Raw genomic sequence first — 14,534 nt, 5'->3', positions numbered from 1 at the left:
AATCAGGCTCCTTGGGCGTTGGGCCGGGTCTCGGGCTGGGCAGCGGGCTCATGAACGGCAGTCCCACCCAGGTGGCTCCTCAGCCGCTGGTGCCAGACCGGACGCTTCCGGGGAGGGACGTGGTCGACGCCACCGAGCGACCACGGGTTGCAGCGCAGGATGCGCCAGGCGGTCAGCGCAGTCCCTTTCACCGCGCCGTGCCGATCGATGGCCGTATAGCCATAGTGCGAGCACGACGGGTAGTACTTGCAGACCGGGCCCAGCAGGGGGCTGATGGTCCACTGATAGATCTTGATCAAAAGCAGCAGCGGGTACTTCACTGTGCGCTCCCTCCCGGGCCCCGGCCGGGGTTCCGGGGGCCCGCGGCGCAGCCGCCGTCGGACGCAGTCGCCGAGGGATTGCCACCTCGCGGGACTCCTCCCAGCAGCCGCTCCAGAGCGGCGTCCAGGTCGCGGGCCAGCTGATCGTGGTCCGCTCCACCCGCGCCGGGCAGGGCCCGTACGACAACCAGGCTACCGGCGGGAAGCCGGTCCAGCCGATCGCGCACGAGATGCCGAAGTCTCCGCTTGACCTTGTTGCGCACGACCGCGTTGCCAACGGCCTTGCTCACGACGAAACCCGCACGCGTCGGGGGAACACGTTCCCCCGCTGCGTGCGGGTCCGTTGCACCGCTACGACAATGAACGACAAGGAGCGGGCGCCCGGCCCTGCGTCCCCGGCGTACCGCGGTCGCAAAGTCCTCGCGCCGCCTCAGCCGATTTTCGGTAGGCAGCACGTCATGGACCTAGGTCGGGCTGCTCAGGCCGACAGACGGGCGCGACCCTTGCCACGGCGGGACGCCAGAATCGCGCGGCCGGCGCGCGTCCGCATGCGCAGACGGAAGCCGTGGGTCTTCGCGCGGCGGCGGTTGTTCGGCTGGAAGGTGCGCTTGCTCACTCGGGGGCTCCAGGAATGCTTGTTGTCTCAAGGAGAGACAGATGTGGGGCGTCGTTGGCTGTCACCGTGCGCCCACGAGTAGCTCGCATACGCCTAAGTGCACCGCTACACGATCACCTGAGCGCGATCTTTGCCCATCGGAGGCAGGCGGCAGCAGCCATCGACAACTCGACCTGGTCACGGTACGCGCGGCTACGCCATCCGGTCAAACCGGCTCCTCAGCGCCGCGCCCGGGTCCTTGTCAGGACACACTATGCACAGGCTGTGGACAACAACTTGAATCCCCAGGCCCGCCCTGACTACCGTGACGGAACTTCATTTCCTTCCCGCCCGTCCTGAGAATCACACATTCGTGGGACTGTGAGAGAGCGTGCCCTGTGGCTGATGTACCTGCCGATCTTGCCGCAGTGTGGCCCCGCGTGCTCGACCATCTCCTCCGTGCGGAGGCCGACGGCCTCAAGCCCAAGGACCAGGACTGGCTCAAGCGCACCCAGCCGCTGGCACTGGTCGCCGACACCGCACTGCTCGCCGTCCCCAATGAATTCGCCAAGGGCGTGCTGGAGGGCCGGCTCGCACCGCTGATCGGGGAGGCCCTCAGCCATGAGTGCGGCCGCCCGATCCGGATCGCGATCACCGTCGACGACTCCTCCGAGGAGCCCCCGTCGCCGGCCGCACCCACTCCCCCGCAGCAGTCGTCCCCGCAGCCCCCGCACCACCACCAGCAGCAGTCGCACCAGCAGTCCCACCAGCCGGCGCAGCAGCGCGACGCCTACGGTTACGAGCCCCGGCACGACAGCCGGCACGACAGTCGGCAGGGCTATGGGCACCAGGGCGACGAACTGCCCAGCGTCCGGCCCGCCTACCCGGACTACCAGCAGCCCCGGCACGAGCCCGGCTCCTGGCCGCAGCACTCCGGCTCCATGGCTGGCGGTCCCGGCCCGCGCGAGGACTACGGCTGGCAGCAACAGCACCTCGGGGGTTTCCCCGAGCGCGACACCTCCTCCGAGCCGTGGCGCGAGCCGTACGCCTCGTCGCCCTCCCACCAGCACCAGCAGGGCGACTACCGCTCACCGGGCCCCGACCGCAGCGGACCGCCGCAGCACTCCGACGGCGGCCGCTCCCCGTACGAACAGCAGCGCCGCGAGCTGCCCGACCACCAGTCGGGCGGCCGCTCCGGCCCCGGTGCCGTCCTGCCCGCCCCCAGTGGTGCGCCCGGCCCGCTCGCCGCGCAGCCCGCGCCGGCGACCGGCCCCGGTGAGCCGACCGCGCGGCTGAACCCCAAGTACCTCTTCGACACCTTCGTCATCGGTGCCTCCAACCGCTTCGCGCACGCCGCCGCGGTGGCCGTCGCCGAGGCACCGGCCAAGGCGTACAACCCCCTGTTCATCTATGGGGAGTCGGGGCTGGGCAAGACCCACCTGCTGCATGCGATCGGGCACTACGCGCGGAGCCTCTATCCGGGCACCCGGGTGCGCTATGTGAGCTCGGAGGAGTTCACCAACGAGTTCATCAACTCCATCCGCGACGGCAAGGCGGACGCGTTCCGCAAGCGCTACCGCGACATGGACATCCTGCTGGTCGACGACATCCAGTTCCTGGCGAGCAAGGAGTCGACGCAGGAGGAGTTCTTCCACACCTTCAATACGCTCCACAACGCCAACAAGCAGATCGTGCTCTCCAGTGACCGGCCGCCCAAGCAGCTGGTCACCCTGGAAGACCGGCTGCGCAACCGCTTCGAGTGGGGCCTGATCACCGACGTCCAGCCGCCCGAGCTGGAGACCCGGATCGCGATCCTCCGCAAGAAGGCCGTCCAGGAGCAGCTGAATGCGCCTCCGGAGGTGCTGGAGTTCATCGCGTCCCGCATCTCGCGCAACATCCGCGAGCTGGAGGGCGCACTGATCCGGGTCACCGCGTTCGCCTCGCTCAACCGCCAGCCGGTGGACCTGGGGCTGACCGAGATCGTGCTGAAGGATCTGATCCCCGGGGGCGAGGACGCCGCGCCGGAGATCACCGCCACCGCGATCATGGCGTCCACCGCCGACTACTTCGGGCTGACCATCGACGACCTGTGCGGCTCCTCGCGCAGCCGGGTGCTGGTGACCGCCCGACAGATCGCCATGTATCTGTGCCGGGAGCTGACCGATCTCTCCCTGCCGAAGATCGGCGCACAGTTCGGCGGACGGGACCACACCACCGTGATGCACGCGGACCGCAAGATCCGCGCGCTGATGGCCGAGCGGCGCTCCATCTACAACCAGGTCACCGAGCTGACCAACCGCATCAAGAACGGCTGAGGCCGGCCGCGGGCCGGTCAGCGCGCCACGGGCGCGCCCAGGGCGCTCCGGGATCCGCTCCCGGGGCGCCCTGCGTCGTACGGACGCGTCCGACGCCGCCAGGAAGGAGGGACGGTGTGTGTGAGGGGGCGCCGTTACGCGTGCCGTGGGTGCCGCGAGCCGGCCTTCGACCGCTTCCAGACGCTTCCGAGCCCGTCCTCAGTGCGTCCTCGGCGCGTCCTCAGCGCGTCACAGACCTGCCCGGTGCCCGTCCCGAGGCTGTGGAGCACGCCGGCGGTGTTCGATTCCGTACCTGGTCACGGCCTCTCTCCACAGATTGGGCAAGATTCTTCCGTCCACATCCTGGGGAGGGGAAAGTTATCCCTGTGGGATCCACAGGGCGACCGTCTGACGGAGCATCGGGGGAGGTCAGCAGCGTGTGGATTTGTGGCCAACCGCTCTCCACAGGCTGTGGACAGAGATTCCGTCCACAGGGGAGTGGATGTCTTGTCCACCGGCCGCCCACAGGAGAAGCGGTGTTGTCCCCAGCCATCCCCAGCTTCTCCACACCCCTGTCCACTGTTCGGCAACACAACACCCGCCCTCACCGCGCCGAGTGAAAGCCGTCACATCAAGGTGAGGGGTTGGGCTGTGGGGAACGTGGGTAAAGCTGGGGATGGCACTGGGGAGAAGTACCCGTTCCCTGTGCATCGGGTGTGCAGAACTTTGGGCGGTCCACAGCGACGCCGGCTTTTCCACGGCCGCCACCCACAGGAGCAGTGGACAAAAAGTCCGTGTTGACCTGCACAAAAGCAGTTGTCCACGGTTTCCACAGGCCCTACTACTACGACCACGGATATCTACCGGGGAACTCGTTCGGAAACGGGGCCTGTGCACAAGTTGGCCGCCGAGCGTCCGGGACGGGCCGAACCGACTTGACCCCGAGCCGCACCGACTGTCGGTGGCGTGCGTCAGACTGGTCTCCGGCAACTCAGCCGACGACGAAGGCCAGCAGGGCGAGAGCCAGCAACAGCAGGAGGCGGTTCCGGTGAAGATCCGGGTGGAGCGCGATGTACTCGCGGAGGCAGTGGCCTGGGCGGCCAAGAGCCTCCCGGCCCGTCCGCCGGTGCCCGTCCTCGCGGGCCTGCTGCTGAAGGCAGAGGAGGGCGCACTGAGCCTCTCCGGCTTCGACTACGAGGTCTCGGCGCGCGTCTCGGTGGAGGCCGAGGTGGAGGAGGAGGGCACCGTCCTCGTCTCCGGCCGGCTGCTCGCCGACATCTGCCGTGCGCTGCCCAACCGCCCGGTGGAGATCTCCACCGACGGTGTGCGGGTCACCGTCGTCTGCGGCTCCTCGCGGTTCACCCTCCACACACTGCCTGTGGAGGAGTACCCGGCGCTGCCGACGATGCCCACCGCCACCGGCACCGTCCCCGGTGAGGTCTTCGCCGCGGCCGCCGCCCAGGTGGCCATCGCCGCCGGCCGTGACGACACCCTCCCGGTGCTCACCGGCGTACGGATCGAGATCGAGGGCGACACGGTCACCCTGGCCTCCACCGACCGCTACCGCTTCGCGGTGCGCGAGTTCCTGTGGAAGCCGGAGAGCCCGGACGCCTCTGCGGTCGCGCTGGTCCCGGCCAAGACGCTGCTGGACACCGCCAAGTCCCTGAGCAGCGGCGACACCGTCACCCTGGCGCTCTCCGGCTCCGGCAAGGGCGAGGGCCTGATCGGTTTCGAGGGCGCCGGGCGACGGACCACGACCCGCCTGCTGGAGGGCGACCTCCCCAAGTACCGCACGCTCTTCCCCACCGAGTTCAACTCGGTCGCCGTGATCGAGACCGCCCCGTTCGTCGAGGCCGTCAAGCGTGTGGCGCTGGTGGCCGAGCGGAACACCCCGGTCCGGCTGAGCTTCGAGCAGGGCGTGCTGATCCTGGAGGCCGGCTCCAGCGACGATGCACAGGCTGTGGAGAGGGTCGACGCCGATCTGGAGGGCGACGACATCTCGATCGCCTTCAACCCCGGCTTCCTGCTGGAGGGTCTGTCGGCCATCGACTCCCCGGTGGCGCAGCTGTCCTTCACGACGTCCACCAAGCCGGCGCTGCTCAGCGGCCGCCCGGCAAAGGACGCCGAGGCCGACGACGCGTACAAGTACCTGATCATGCCGGTGCGGCTGTCCGGCTGACCGGACGGCACCGAGCCTCGGCCGCTCATCGGCGCCCTTGCGGCGACCGGCTGACAAGCCCCGATGAGCGGCTGAGCCCACAGCTGTGCACGGACCTGCGGGCGTAGGCTCGGACTCGCGTACACCAGCAACGACAACGTGCAAAGAGGGTCTCTGATGGAGCTCGGTCTCGTCGGTCTCGGCAAGATGGGCGGCAATATGCGCGAGCGCATCCGCCGCGCCGGCCACACCGTCGTCGGATACGACCGCAACCCCGACCTGGCGGATGTGGACAGCCTCCAGGAGCTTGTGGACAAGCTCAAGGGCCCTCGGGTGATCTGGGTCATGGTCCCGGCCGGCGCCGCCACCCAGTCCACGATCGACGAGCTGGCGGAGCTGCTCTCGCCCGGCGACATCGTCGTCGACGGCGGCAACTCCCGCTGGACCGACGACGAGAAGCACGCCGAGGAGCTGAAGACCAAGGGCATCGGCTTCGTCGACTGCGGTGTCTCCGGCGGTGTCTGGGGCCTGGAGAACGGCTATGCGCTGATGTACGGCGGCGAGCCGGACGACGTAGCCAAGGTGCAGCCGATCTTCGACGCCCTCAAGCCGGAGGGCGAGTACGGCTCGGTGCACGCCGGCAAGGTCGGCGCGGGCCACTTCGCCAAGATGGTCCACAACGGCATCGAGTACGCGATGATGCAGGCCTTCGCCGAGGGCTGGGAGCTGCTGGAGAAGGTCGACTCGGTCACCGACGTCCGCGAGGTCTTCCGCTCGTGGCAGGAGGGCACGGTCATCCGCTCCTGGCTGCTCGACCTGGCCGTCAACGCGCTGGACGACGACGAGCACCTGGAGAAGCTGCGCGGTTTCGCCCAGGACAGCGGCGAGGGCCGCTGGACGGTCGAGGCCGCGATCGACAACGCCGTGCCGCTGCCCGCGATCACGGCCTCGCTCTTCGCCCGCTTCGCCTCGCGGCAGGACGACTCCCCGCAGATGAAGATGATCGCCGCGCTGCGCAACCAGTTCGGCGGCCACGCGGTCGAGAACAAGAAGTAGTACCCGTACGAAGTACCAGGCAGCAGCCGGGGGAGGTCGGCGCACGCCATGCATGTTTCGCATCTGTCGCTCGCCGACTTCCGCTCGTACGCCCGGGTCGAGGTCCCGCTCGAACCGGGCGTCACGGCGTTTGTGGGGCCCAACGGACAGGGCAAGACCAACCTGGTCGAAGCGGTCGGCTATCTGGCCACATTGGGCAGCCACCGGGTCTCCTCGGACGCCCCGCTGGTGCGGATGGGCGCCGAACGGGCCGTCGTCCGGGCTGCCGTCGTCCAGGGCGACCGGCAGCAGCTGATCGAGCTGGAGCTCAACCCCGGCAAGGCCAACCGCGCCCGGATCAACCGGTCCTCGCAGGTCAGACCGCGTGATGTGCTCGGCATCGTCCGGACGGTGCTGTTCGCGCCGGAGGATCTGGCACTGGTCAAGGGCGACCCCGGTGAGCGCCGGCGGTTCCTGGACGAGCTGATCACCGCACGCGCGCCGCGGATGGCCGGAGTGCGCTCGGACTACGACCGGGTCCTCAAGCAGCGCAACACCCTGCTGAAGACCGCCGCGTTGGCGCGGCGGCACGGCGGGCGCCAGATGGATCTGTCGACGCTGGACGTGTGGGACCAGCATCTGGCCCGGGCGGGCGCCGAGCTGCTGGCGCAGCGGCTCGACCTGATCGCCGCGCTGCAGCCGCTCGCGGACAAGGCGTACGAGCAGCTGGCGCCGGGCGGCGGGCCGCTGGCGCTGGAGTACCGGGCCTCCGCCGACGCCGCGCCGGCCACCGCCTCGACCCGTGAGGAGCTGTACGGCGGCCTGCTGGCGGCGCTCGGCGAGGCCCGTAAGCAGGAGATCGAGCGCGGGGTCACCCTGGTCGGCCCGCACCGCGACGAGCTGCTGCTCAAGCTGGGGCAGCTGCCCGCCAAGGGGTACGCCAGCCACGGTGAGTCCTGGTCGTACGCGCTGGCGTTGCGGCTGGCGTCGTACGACCTGCTGCGGGCCGAGGGCAATGAGCCGGTGCTCGTGCTCGACGACGTCTTCGCGGAGCTGGACGCCCGCCGCCGGGAACGGCTGGCGGAGCTGGTGGCACCGGGCGAGCAGGTGTTGGTGACCGCGGCGGTGGACGACGACGTTCCCGGGGTGTTGACCGGGGCGCGCTATGCGGTCGCGGGCGGTGTGGTGGAGAAGGTGACGTCGTGAGCGAGGAGCGGTCCGAGGGGGCCAAGCCGCCGGAGCTGTCCGGTGTGGACCTCGCCCGGCAGGCGTTGGTGGCCGCCAAGGAGCAGGCGCGGGCGCGGGGCGCGGCCGCACAGCAGAAGAAGCAGGCCCGACGCGGGGGCCTGCGCTCCGGCGCCCGGGCGGACGGGCGCGACCCGCTGCCGCTGGGTGCCGCGATCAACCGACTGATCACCGAGCGCGGCTGGGAGACGCCGGCCGCGGTCGGCGGGGTGATGGGGCGCTGGCCGCAGCTGGTCGGGCCCGAGGTGGCGCAGCACTGCGAGCCGCAGCGGTACGACGAGGACGCCCGGGTGCTGACGGTGCAGTGCGATTCGACGGCGTGGGCGACCCAGCTGCGGCTGCTGGCCCCGACGCTGGTGGCCCGCCTCAACGAGGACCTGGGCCACGGCACGGTGAAGCTGATCAAGGTGCTGGGTCCGGGCGGTCCCGCCCGCCGGTACGGGGCGCTGCGCGCACCCGGGAGCAAGGGCCCCGGCGACACCTACGGATAGGTCCCAGGACACCGGTAAATCCCTGGGACGGGTGAGACTCCGCTCACGGTAGCCGCCGGTTGACAGCCGGAAGCGCTGAGTGCCCGTGTGAGCGTCCTGGGGCCCCTTCTCACATATGGGGAGTCGGCGGATGCCGGTTCAGGGCGGCACATGACGACTCAGGCGCCTGCAAACCCCCATGAGTGTCAGCGCTACCGGTAGACTGGTAGCAATCCCGCCCACTCGCGGAACAAGTCGAACGACGAGCCGCTCCCACCTGTCCTTCGCGGGGAGATCGCAGCAGGTGCGGATTGGCTCGTGCTGTGCCAGAAAGGGCGCTTCGTGGCCGACTCCGGCGACCTCAACGAGAACAACACAGCTTCTACCGAAGAGGAGGGGGTTCCGGCCGGCGCCATGGGCGACTCCTCGGAGGAGAAGTCGTACGACGCCAGCGCGATCACCGTCCTTGAGGGCCTGGACGCGGTCCGTAAGCGCCCTGGCATGTACATCGGCTCGACGGGCGAGCGCGGTCTGCACCACCTCGTGCAGGAGGTCGTCGACAACTCCGTCGACGAGGCGCTGGCCGGCCACGCCGACACCATCGACGTGACGATCCTGGCCGACGGCGGCGTGCGCGTCGTCGACAACGGCCGCGGTATCCCCGTCGGCATCGTGCCGTCCGAGAACAAGCCGGCCGTCGAGGTCGTGCTGACCGTCCTGCACGCCGGCGGCAAGTTCGGCGGCGGCGGATACGCGGTCTCCGGTGGTCTGCACGGCGTGGGTGTGTCCGTGGTGAACGCCCTGTCGACCCGCGTCGCGGTCGAGATCTGCACGGACGGCTACCGCTGGACCCAGGAGTACAAGCAGGGCGTGCCCACCGCCCCGCTGGCCAAGCACGAGGCGACCGACAAGCACGGCACCTCGGTCACCTTCTGGGCCGACGGCGAGATCTTCGAGACCACCACCTACAGCTTCGAGACGCTGTCGCGGCGGTTCCAGGAGATGGCGTTCCTCAACAAGGGGCTGACCATCTCGCTCAAGGACGAGCGGCCGGACCACGTGGACGAGGACGGCACGCCGCTCGCGGTGCGGTACCACTACGAGGGCGGCATCGTCGACTTCGTGAAGTACCTCAACTCGCGCAAGGGCGAGCTGGTGCATCCGACGGTGGTCTCGGTGGAGGCCGAGGACAAGGAGCGGAACCTCTCCGTCGACCTCGCGATGCAGTGGAACACCCAGTACAGCGAGGGTGTCTACAGCTTCGCGAACATCATCCACACCCACGAGGGCGGTACCCACGAGGAGGGCTTCCGCGCTGCGCTGACGGGCCTGATCAACCGCTATGCGCGCGACCGGAAGCTGCTGCGGGAGAAGGACGACAACCTCACGGGTGAGGACATCCGCGAGGGGCTGACGGCGATCATCTCGGTCAAGCTCGCCGAGCCGCAGTTCGAGGGCCAGACCAAGACCAAGCTGGGCAACACCGAGGTCAAGACCTTCGTCCAGAAGGTGGTCCACGAGCACCTCAACGACTGGCTGGACCGCAACCCCAACGAGGCCGCGGACATCATCCGCAAGGGCATCCAGGCGGCGACCGCCCGGGTGGCCGCCCGTAAGGCGCGCGATCTGACGCGCCGCAAGGGTCTGCTGGAGACCGCGTCGCTGCCGGGCAAGCTGAGCGACTGCCAGTCGAACGACCCGACCAAGTGCGAGATCTTCATCGTCGAGGGTGACTCCGCCGGCGGCTCGGCCAAGTCCGGCCGTAACCCGGAGTACCAGGCGATCCTCCCGATCCGAGGCAAGATCCTCAACGTCGAGAAGGCCCGGGTCGACAAGATCCTGCAGAACAACGAGGTCCAGGCGCTGATCTCGGCCTTCGGTACGGGTGTGCACGAGGACTTCGACATCGAGAAGCTCCGGTACCACAAGATCATCTTGATGGCGGACGCCGATGTCGACGGTCAGCACATCAACACCCTGCTGCTGACGTTCCTGTTCCGCTTCATGCGCCCGCTGGTCGAGGCCGGTCACGTCTACCTCTCCCGGCCGCCGCTGTACAAGATCAAGTGGGGTCGGGACGACTTCGAGTACGCGTACTCGGACCCGGAGCGGGACCAGCTGATCGAGCTCGGCAAGCGGAACGGCAAGCGGATCAAGGACGACTCGGTCCAGCGGTTCAAGGGTCTCGGCGAGATGAACGCCGAGGAGCTGCGGGTGACGACCATGGACACCGACCACCGGGTGCTCGGCCAGGTCTCCCTGGACGACGCGGCCCGCGCGGATGACCTGTTCTCCGTGCTGATGGGCGAGGACGTCGAGGCGCGCCGCTCGTTCATCCAGCGCAACGCCAAGGACGTCCGCTTCCTCGACATCTGAGCCCTGTCGGCCCTTCCAACAGCCGCAGCTCGAAAGGACTTTGAACCACCATGGCCGACGAGAACTCCCCTGTGACCCCGGACGGCGTGACCGCCGAGGGCGCGCCCGCCACCATCGAAGGCGTCGGGATGCGTGTCGAGCCCGTCGGGCTCGAGACGGAGATGCAGCGCTCCTACCTCGACTACGCGATGTCCGTCATCGTCTCGCGTGCGCTGCCCGACATCCGCGACGGTCTCAAGCCCGTCCACCGCCGGGTGCTGTACGCGATGTACGACGGCGGCTACCGCCCCGAGAAGGGCTTCTACAAGTGTGCCCGCGTCGTCGGTGACGTCATGGGTACGTACCACCCGCACGGCGACTCCTCGATCTACGACGCGCTGGTGCGCCTGGCGCAGCCGTGGTCGATGCGGATGCCGCTGGTCGACTCCAACGGCAACTTCGGCTCCCCGGGCAACGACCCGGCCGCGGCCATGCGGTACACCGAGTGCAAGATGGCGCCGCTGTCGATGGAGATGCTCCGGGACATCGACGAGGAGACCGTCGACTTCCAGGACAACTACGACGGCCGTAACCAGGAGCCGACGGTCCTGCCGTCCCGCTTCCCGAACCTGCTGATCAACGGCTCGGCCGGTATCGCGGTCGGTATGGCCACCAATATCCCGCCGCACAACCTGCGCGAGGTCGCGGCCGGTGCCCAGTGGGCGCTGGAGCACCCGGAGGCCTCCCACGAGGAGCTGCTGGACGCCCTGATCGAGCGGATCAAGGGCCCGGACTTCCCCACCGGTGCGCTGGTGGTGGGCCGCAAGGGCATCGAGGAGGCCTACCGCACCGGCCGCGGCTCGATCACCATGCGCGCGGTGGTCGAGGTCGAGGAGATCCAGAACCGCCAGTGCCTGGTGGTCACCGAGCTGCCCTACCAGGTCAACCCGGACAACCTCGCCCAGAAGATTGCCGACCTGGTCAAGGACGGCAAGATCGGCGGTATCGCGGACGTCCGTGACGAGACGTCCTCGCGCACCGGCCAGCGGCTGGTGATCGTCCTCAAGCGGGACGCGGTCGCCAAGGTCGTCCTCAACAACCTCTACAAGCACACCGATCTGCAGACCAACTTCGGTGCGAACATGCTCGCCCTGGTGGACGGGGTGCCGCGCACGCTGTCCCTGGACGCGTTCATCCGCAACTGGGTCACCCACCAGATCGAGGTCATCGTCCGCCGGACGAAGTTCCGGCTGCGCAAGGCCGAGGAGCGGGCGCACATCCTGCGTGGTCTGCTCAAGGCGCTGGACGCGATCGACGAGGTCATCGCGCTGATCCGGCGCAGCGAGACGGTCGAGATCGCGCGCGAGGGCCTGATGGGCCTGCTGGAGATCGACGAGATCCAGGCGAACGCGATCCTGGAGATGCAGCTGCGTCGGCTGGCCGCCCTGGAGCGCCAGAAGATCACCGCGGAGCACGACGAGCTGCAGCGCAAGATCAACGAGTACAACGCGATCCTGGCCTCGCCGGAGCGGCAGCGCCAGATCATCAGCGAGGAACTCGCCGCGATCGTCGAGAAGTTCGGCGACGACCGGCGCTCCAAGCTGGTGCCCTTCGAGGGCGACATGTCCATCGAGGACCTGATCGCCGAGGAGGACATCGTCGTCACGATCAGCCGTGGCGGCTATGTGAAGCGCACCAAGACCGACGACTACCGCTCGCAGAAGCGCGGCGGCAAGGGCGTCCGGGGCACGAAGCTCAAGGAAGACGACATCGTCGACCACTTCTTCGTCTCCACCACCCACCACTGGCTGCTGTTCTTCACGAACAAGGGCCGGGTCTACCGGGCCAAGGCCTATGAGCTGCCGGACGCGGGGCGGGACGCGCGCGGCCAGCACGTGGCCAACCTGCTGGCCTTCCAGCCGGACGAGCAGATCGCCCAGATCCTGGCGATCCGCGACTACGAGGCCACCCCGTACCTGGTGCTCGCCACCAAGGCCGGCCTGGTCAAGAAGACCCCGCTCAAGGACTACGACTCGCCCCGCTCCGGTGGTGTGATCGCGATCAACCTGCGTGAGCAGGAGGACGGCTCGGACGACGAGCTGATCGGCGCCGAGCTGGTCTCGGAGACCGATGACCTGCTGCTGATCAGCAAGAAGGCTCAGTCGATCCGGTTCACCGCGACGGATGAGGCGCTGCGCCCGATGGGCCGGGCCACCTCCGGTGTGAAGGGCATGAGCTTCCGCGAGGGCGATGAGCTGCTCTCGATGAACGTGGTCCGCGCCAACACCTACGTCTTCACCGCGACGGACGGCGGCTACGCCAAGCGCACCGCGGTCGACGAGTACCGGGTCCAGGGCCGCGGTGGTCTGGGCATCAAGGCCGCCAAGATCGTCGAGGACCGGGGTTCGCTGGTCGGGGCGCTGGTCGTCGAGGAGACCGATGAGATCCTCGCGATCACGCTCAGCGGTGGCGTGATCCGTACGCGGGTCAATGAGGTCCGTGAGACCGGCCGTGACACCATGGGCGTCCAACTGATCAACCTGGGCAAGCGCGATGCCGTCGTCGGGATCGCACGGAACGCCGAGGCGGGTCGCGAGGCCGAAGAGGTCGACGCGGACGAGGCGCCCGCGGAGGCCACGGCGGCCGACGACACCGAGGCCGCGGCGGAGTAGCACGAGGAGCAGGTCGTGAGTGGAGCCACGGGCGCAACAGCGGGTGGAGCGGGAGCCGGGAAGGGCTCCTCGTCCGGACCCGCAACCGTGACGGAGTCCGGCGCCCGTGGCTCCGCCATTTCTGACAACGGCCCCCGGGACGAGGGCTCTCAAGAGGGGGGAACCGTGACCGACACCCGTCAACCACAGCCGCAGCCCAAGCCGGAGCCGCAGGGGACGGCACAGCCGGCCCCGTCGGCACAGGGCGGCCAGCAGCAGCCGTACCAGCCGCCTCAGGCGTACTCCACCGGTGCCGGGCAGGGCGCAGGGCAGGCGGTCCGCCGGCCGCGCACGGACGTCCAAACGGCGCCGCGGACGCGCAAGGCCCGGCTGCGGGTGGCGCGTGCCGATCCGTGGTCGGTGATGAAGGTCAGCTTCCTGCTGTCGGTCGCGCTGGGCATCTGCACGGTGGTGGCCGCCGCGGTGCTGTGGATGGTGATGAACGCCATGGGTGTCTTCTCCACGGTCGGCGGCACGATCAGCGAGGCCACCACCAACGGCGACGGCGGCGGCTTCGATCTGCAGGGGTTCCTGTCGCTGCCGAGGGTGCTGCTGTTCACCTCGATCATCGCGGTGATCGACGTGGTCCTGGCGACCGCGCTGGCCACGCTCGGGGCCTTCATCTACAACCTGTCGGCGGGCTTCGTCGGAGGCGTGGAGCTCACGCTCGCCGAGGACGAGTGACCCGGTGCGGGAGGGCGTTCCCGGGCCTTCGGGAACCGATTTTGGGAACGCCTCTGAAGTGCGCTAATCTTTCGGTGCAGCCAGCGAGCGGCTATAGCTCAGACGGTTAGAGCGCTTCCCTGATAAGGAAGAGGCCCCAGGTTCAAGTCCTGGTAGCCGCACTGCACGAACGGCCCGGCCGGGAACTTCCCGGCCGGGCCGATTCGTTGTTCGGAGGCGGAAGTTGGCCCGGGTCGGCGGCCCGAGACAAGGCGTTGCCGAGCGCGGGCTAGGTAACCGATCGATATCGACCGGTGTGTATCATCGGCCGACATAGGTCCCCTACGTCAACGAAAGACGAGGTCGCGCGGTGAAGAAGCTTCTCCTGGTCGCACTGGCCGCCATCGGCGGGCTCCTCGTGTACCGCCAGATCCAGGCGGATCGCGCCGAGCAGGATCTGTGGACGGAGGCGACCGACTCCGTGCCCGCAGGTTCGGGTGTCTGAGACCCCACACGCACAGCAGATTCGTACGGACCCCGACTGCCTGAGGGCGGTCGGGGTTTCGTATGTCCGGGGCTAGGGGGCGCGGTCCGCCGCGGGGGCGCGGGAGGCCGGTGCGGGGTGGCTGATTGTCGTTGTAGGACCGTGACGGTGATCTTCTTGAGTTTGCTACAGCACACCATTAGA

The 14,534-nt window shown here is 68.8% G+C and carries 12 protein-coding genes and 1 tRNA gene; 10 read left to right on the top strand and 3 right to left on the bottom strand.

The window, feature by feature from the left end; translation table 11 throughout:
• Positions 1-2: 2 nt before the first annotated feature.
• Genes yidD through rpmH form a run of 3 tightly spaced genes read right to left on the bottom strand, consistent with a single transcriptional unit; the run spans position 3 to position 936 of the window.
• A complete protein-coding gene (gene yidD / locus AB0G84_RS17090; protein ID WP_361320863.1) occupies positions 3-320 on the bottom strand; it encodes a membrane protein insertion efficiency factor YidD in 318 nt (105 codons plus the stop codon).
• Complete coding sequence (gene rnpA / locus AB0G84_RS17085) at positions 317-775, bottom strand: ribonuclease P protein component (protein ID WP_361320861.1); 459 nt, start codon at positions 773-775, stop codon at positions 317-319. The genes yidD and rnpA overlap by 4 nt, the downstream gene beginning before the upstream one ends.
• Before the next feature lie 23 nt (positions 776-798).
• Complete coding sequence (rpmH, locus tag AB0G84_RS17080; RefSeq protein ID WP_003949374.1) at positions 799-936, bottom strand: 50S ribosomal protein L34; 138 nt, start codon at positions 934-936, stop codon at positions 799-801.
• A 377-nt stretch (positions 937-1,313) separates the two neighbouring features.
• Between rpmH and dnaA the strand changes: the two genes are divergently transcribed.
• The 10 genes from dnaA (at position 1,314) to AB0G84_RS17030 (ending at position 14,351) form a co-directional block, all read left to right on the top strand.
• Positions 1,314-3,230, top strand: coding sequence for a chromosomal replication initiator protein DnaA (gene dnaA / locus AB0G84_RS17075; RefSeq protein WP_361320859.1), 1,917 nt, complete (start codon positions 1,314-1,316; stop codon positions 3,228-3,230).
• 1,027 nt (positions 3,231-4,257) lie between these two features.
• Positions 4,258-5,388: a DNA polymerase III subunit beta gene (gene dnaN, locus AB0G84_RS17070; RefSeq protein WP_361321063.1), complete on the top strand. Its 1,131-nt coding sequence runs from the start codon at positions 4,258-4,260 to the stop codon at positions 5,386-5,388.
• A gap of 156 nt (positions 5,389-5,544) precedes the next feature.
• Entirely contained in the window at positions 5,545-6,423 is an 879-nt protein-coding gene (gene gnd / locus AB0G84_RS17065) for a phosphogluconate dehydrogenase (NAD(+)-dependent, decarboxylating) (protein ID WP_361320857.1), read from the top strand.
• Positions 6,424-6,471: 48 nt separating this feature from the next.
• On the top strand, positions 6,472-7,608 hold the full coding sequence (gene recF / locus AB0G84_RS17060; RefSeq protein ID WP_361320855.1) for a DNA replication/repair protein RecF: 1,137 nt from the start codon (positions 6,472-6,474) through the stop codon (positions 7,606-7,608).
• Positions 7,605-8,138, top strand: coding sequence for a DciA family protein (locus AB0G84_RS17055; protein ID WP_361320853.1), 534 nt, complete (start codon positions 7,605-7,607; stop codon positions 8,136-8,138). Before recF ends, AB0G84_RS17055 begins: the two co-directional genes overlap by 4 nt.
• 297 nt (positions 8,139-8,435) lie before the next feature.
• Complete coding sequence (gene gyrB, locus AB0G84_RS17050) at positions 8,436-10,493, top strand: DNA topoisomerase (ATP-hydrolyzing) subunit B (protein WP_361320851.1); 2,058 nt, start codon at positions 8,436-8,438, stop codon at positions 10,491-10,493.
• Positions 10,494-10,543: 50 nt separating this feature from the next.
• Positions 10,544-13,144 (top strand): DNA gyrase subunit A, encoded by a 2,601-nt coding sequence (gene gyrA, locus AB0G84_RS17045; RefSeq protein WP_361320849.1) that lies wholly within the window; start codon positions 10,544-10,546, stop codon positions 13,142-13,144.
• Between the two features lie 15 nt (positions 13,145-13,159).
• Positions 13,160-13,867: a DUF3566 domain-containing protein gene (locus tag AB0G84_RS17040; protein ID WP_361320847.1), complete on the top strand. Its 708-nt coding sequence runs from the start codon at positions 13,160-13,162 to the stop codon at positions 13,865-13,867.
• A gap of 87 nt (positions 13,868-13,954) precedes the next feature.
• Positions 13,955-14,028, top strand: a tRNA-Ile gene (locus AB0G84_RS17035).
• Positions 14,029-14,216: 188 nt separating this feature from the next.
• Positions 14,217-14,351: a DLW-39 family protein gene (locus AB0G84_RS17030; RefSeq protein WP_003958712.1), complete on the top strand. Its 135-nt coding sequence runs from the start codon at positions 14,217-14,219 to the stop codon at positions 14,349-14,351.
• Positions 14,352-14,534: the final 183 nt, after the last annotated feature.

Source organism: Streptomyces sp. NPDC020742 (assembly GCF_040641675.1).
In the GTDB taxonomy this organism is placed as follows: Bacteria; Actinomycetota; Actinomycetes; order Streptomycetales; family Streptomycetaceae; genus Streptomyces.
This window is presented reverse-complemented; position numbering and strand designations above follow the sequence as displayed.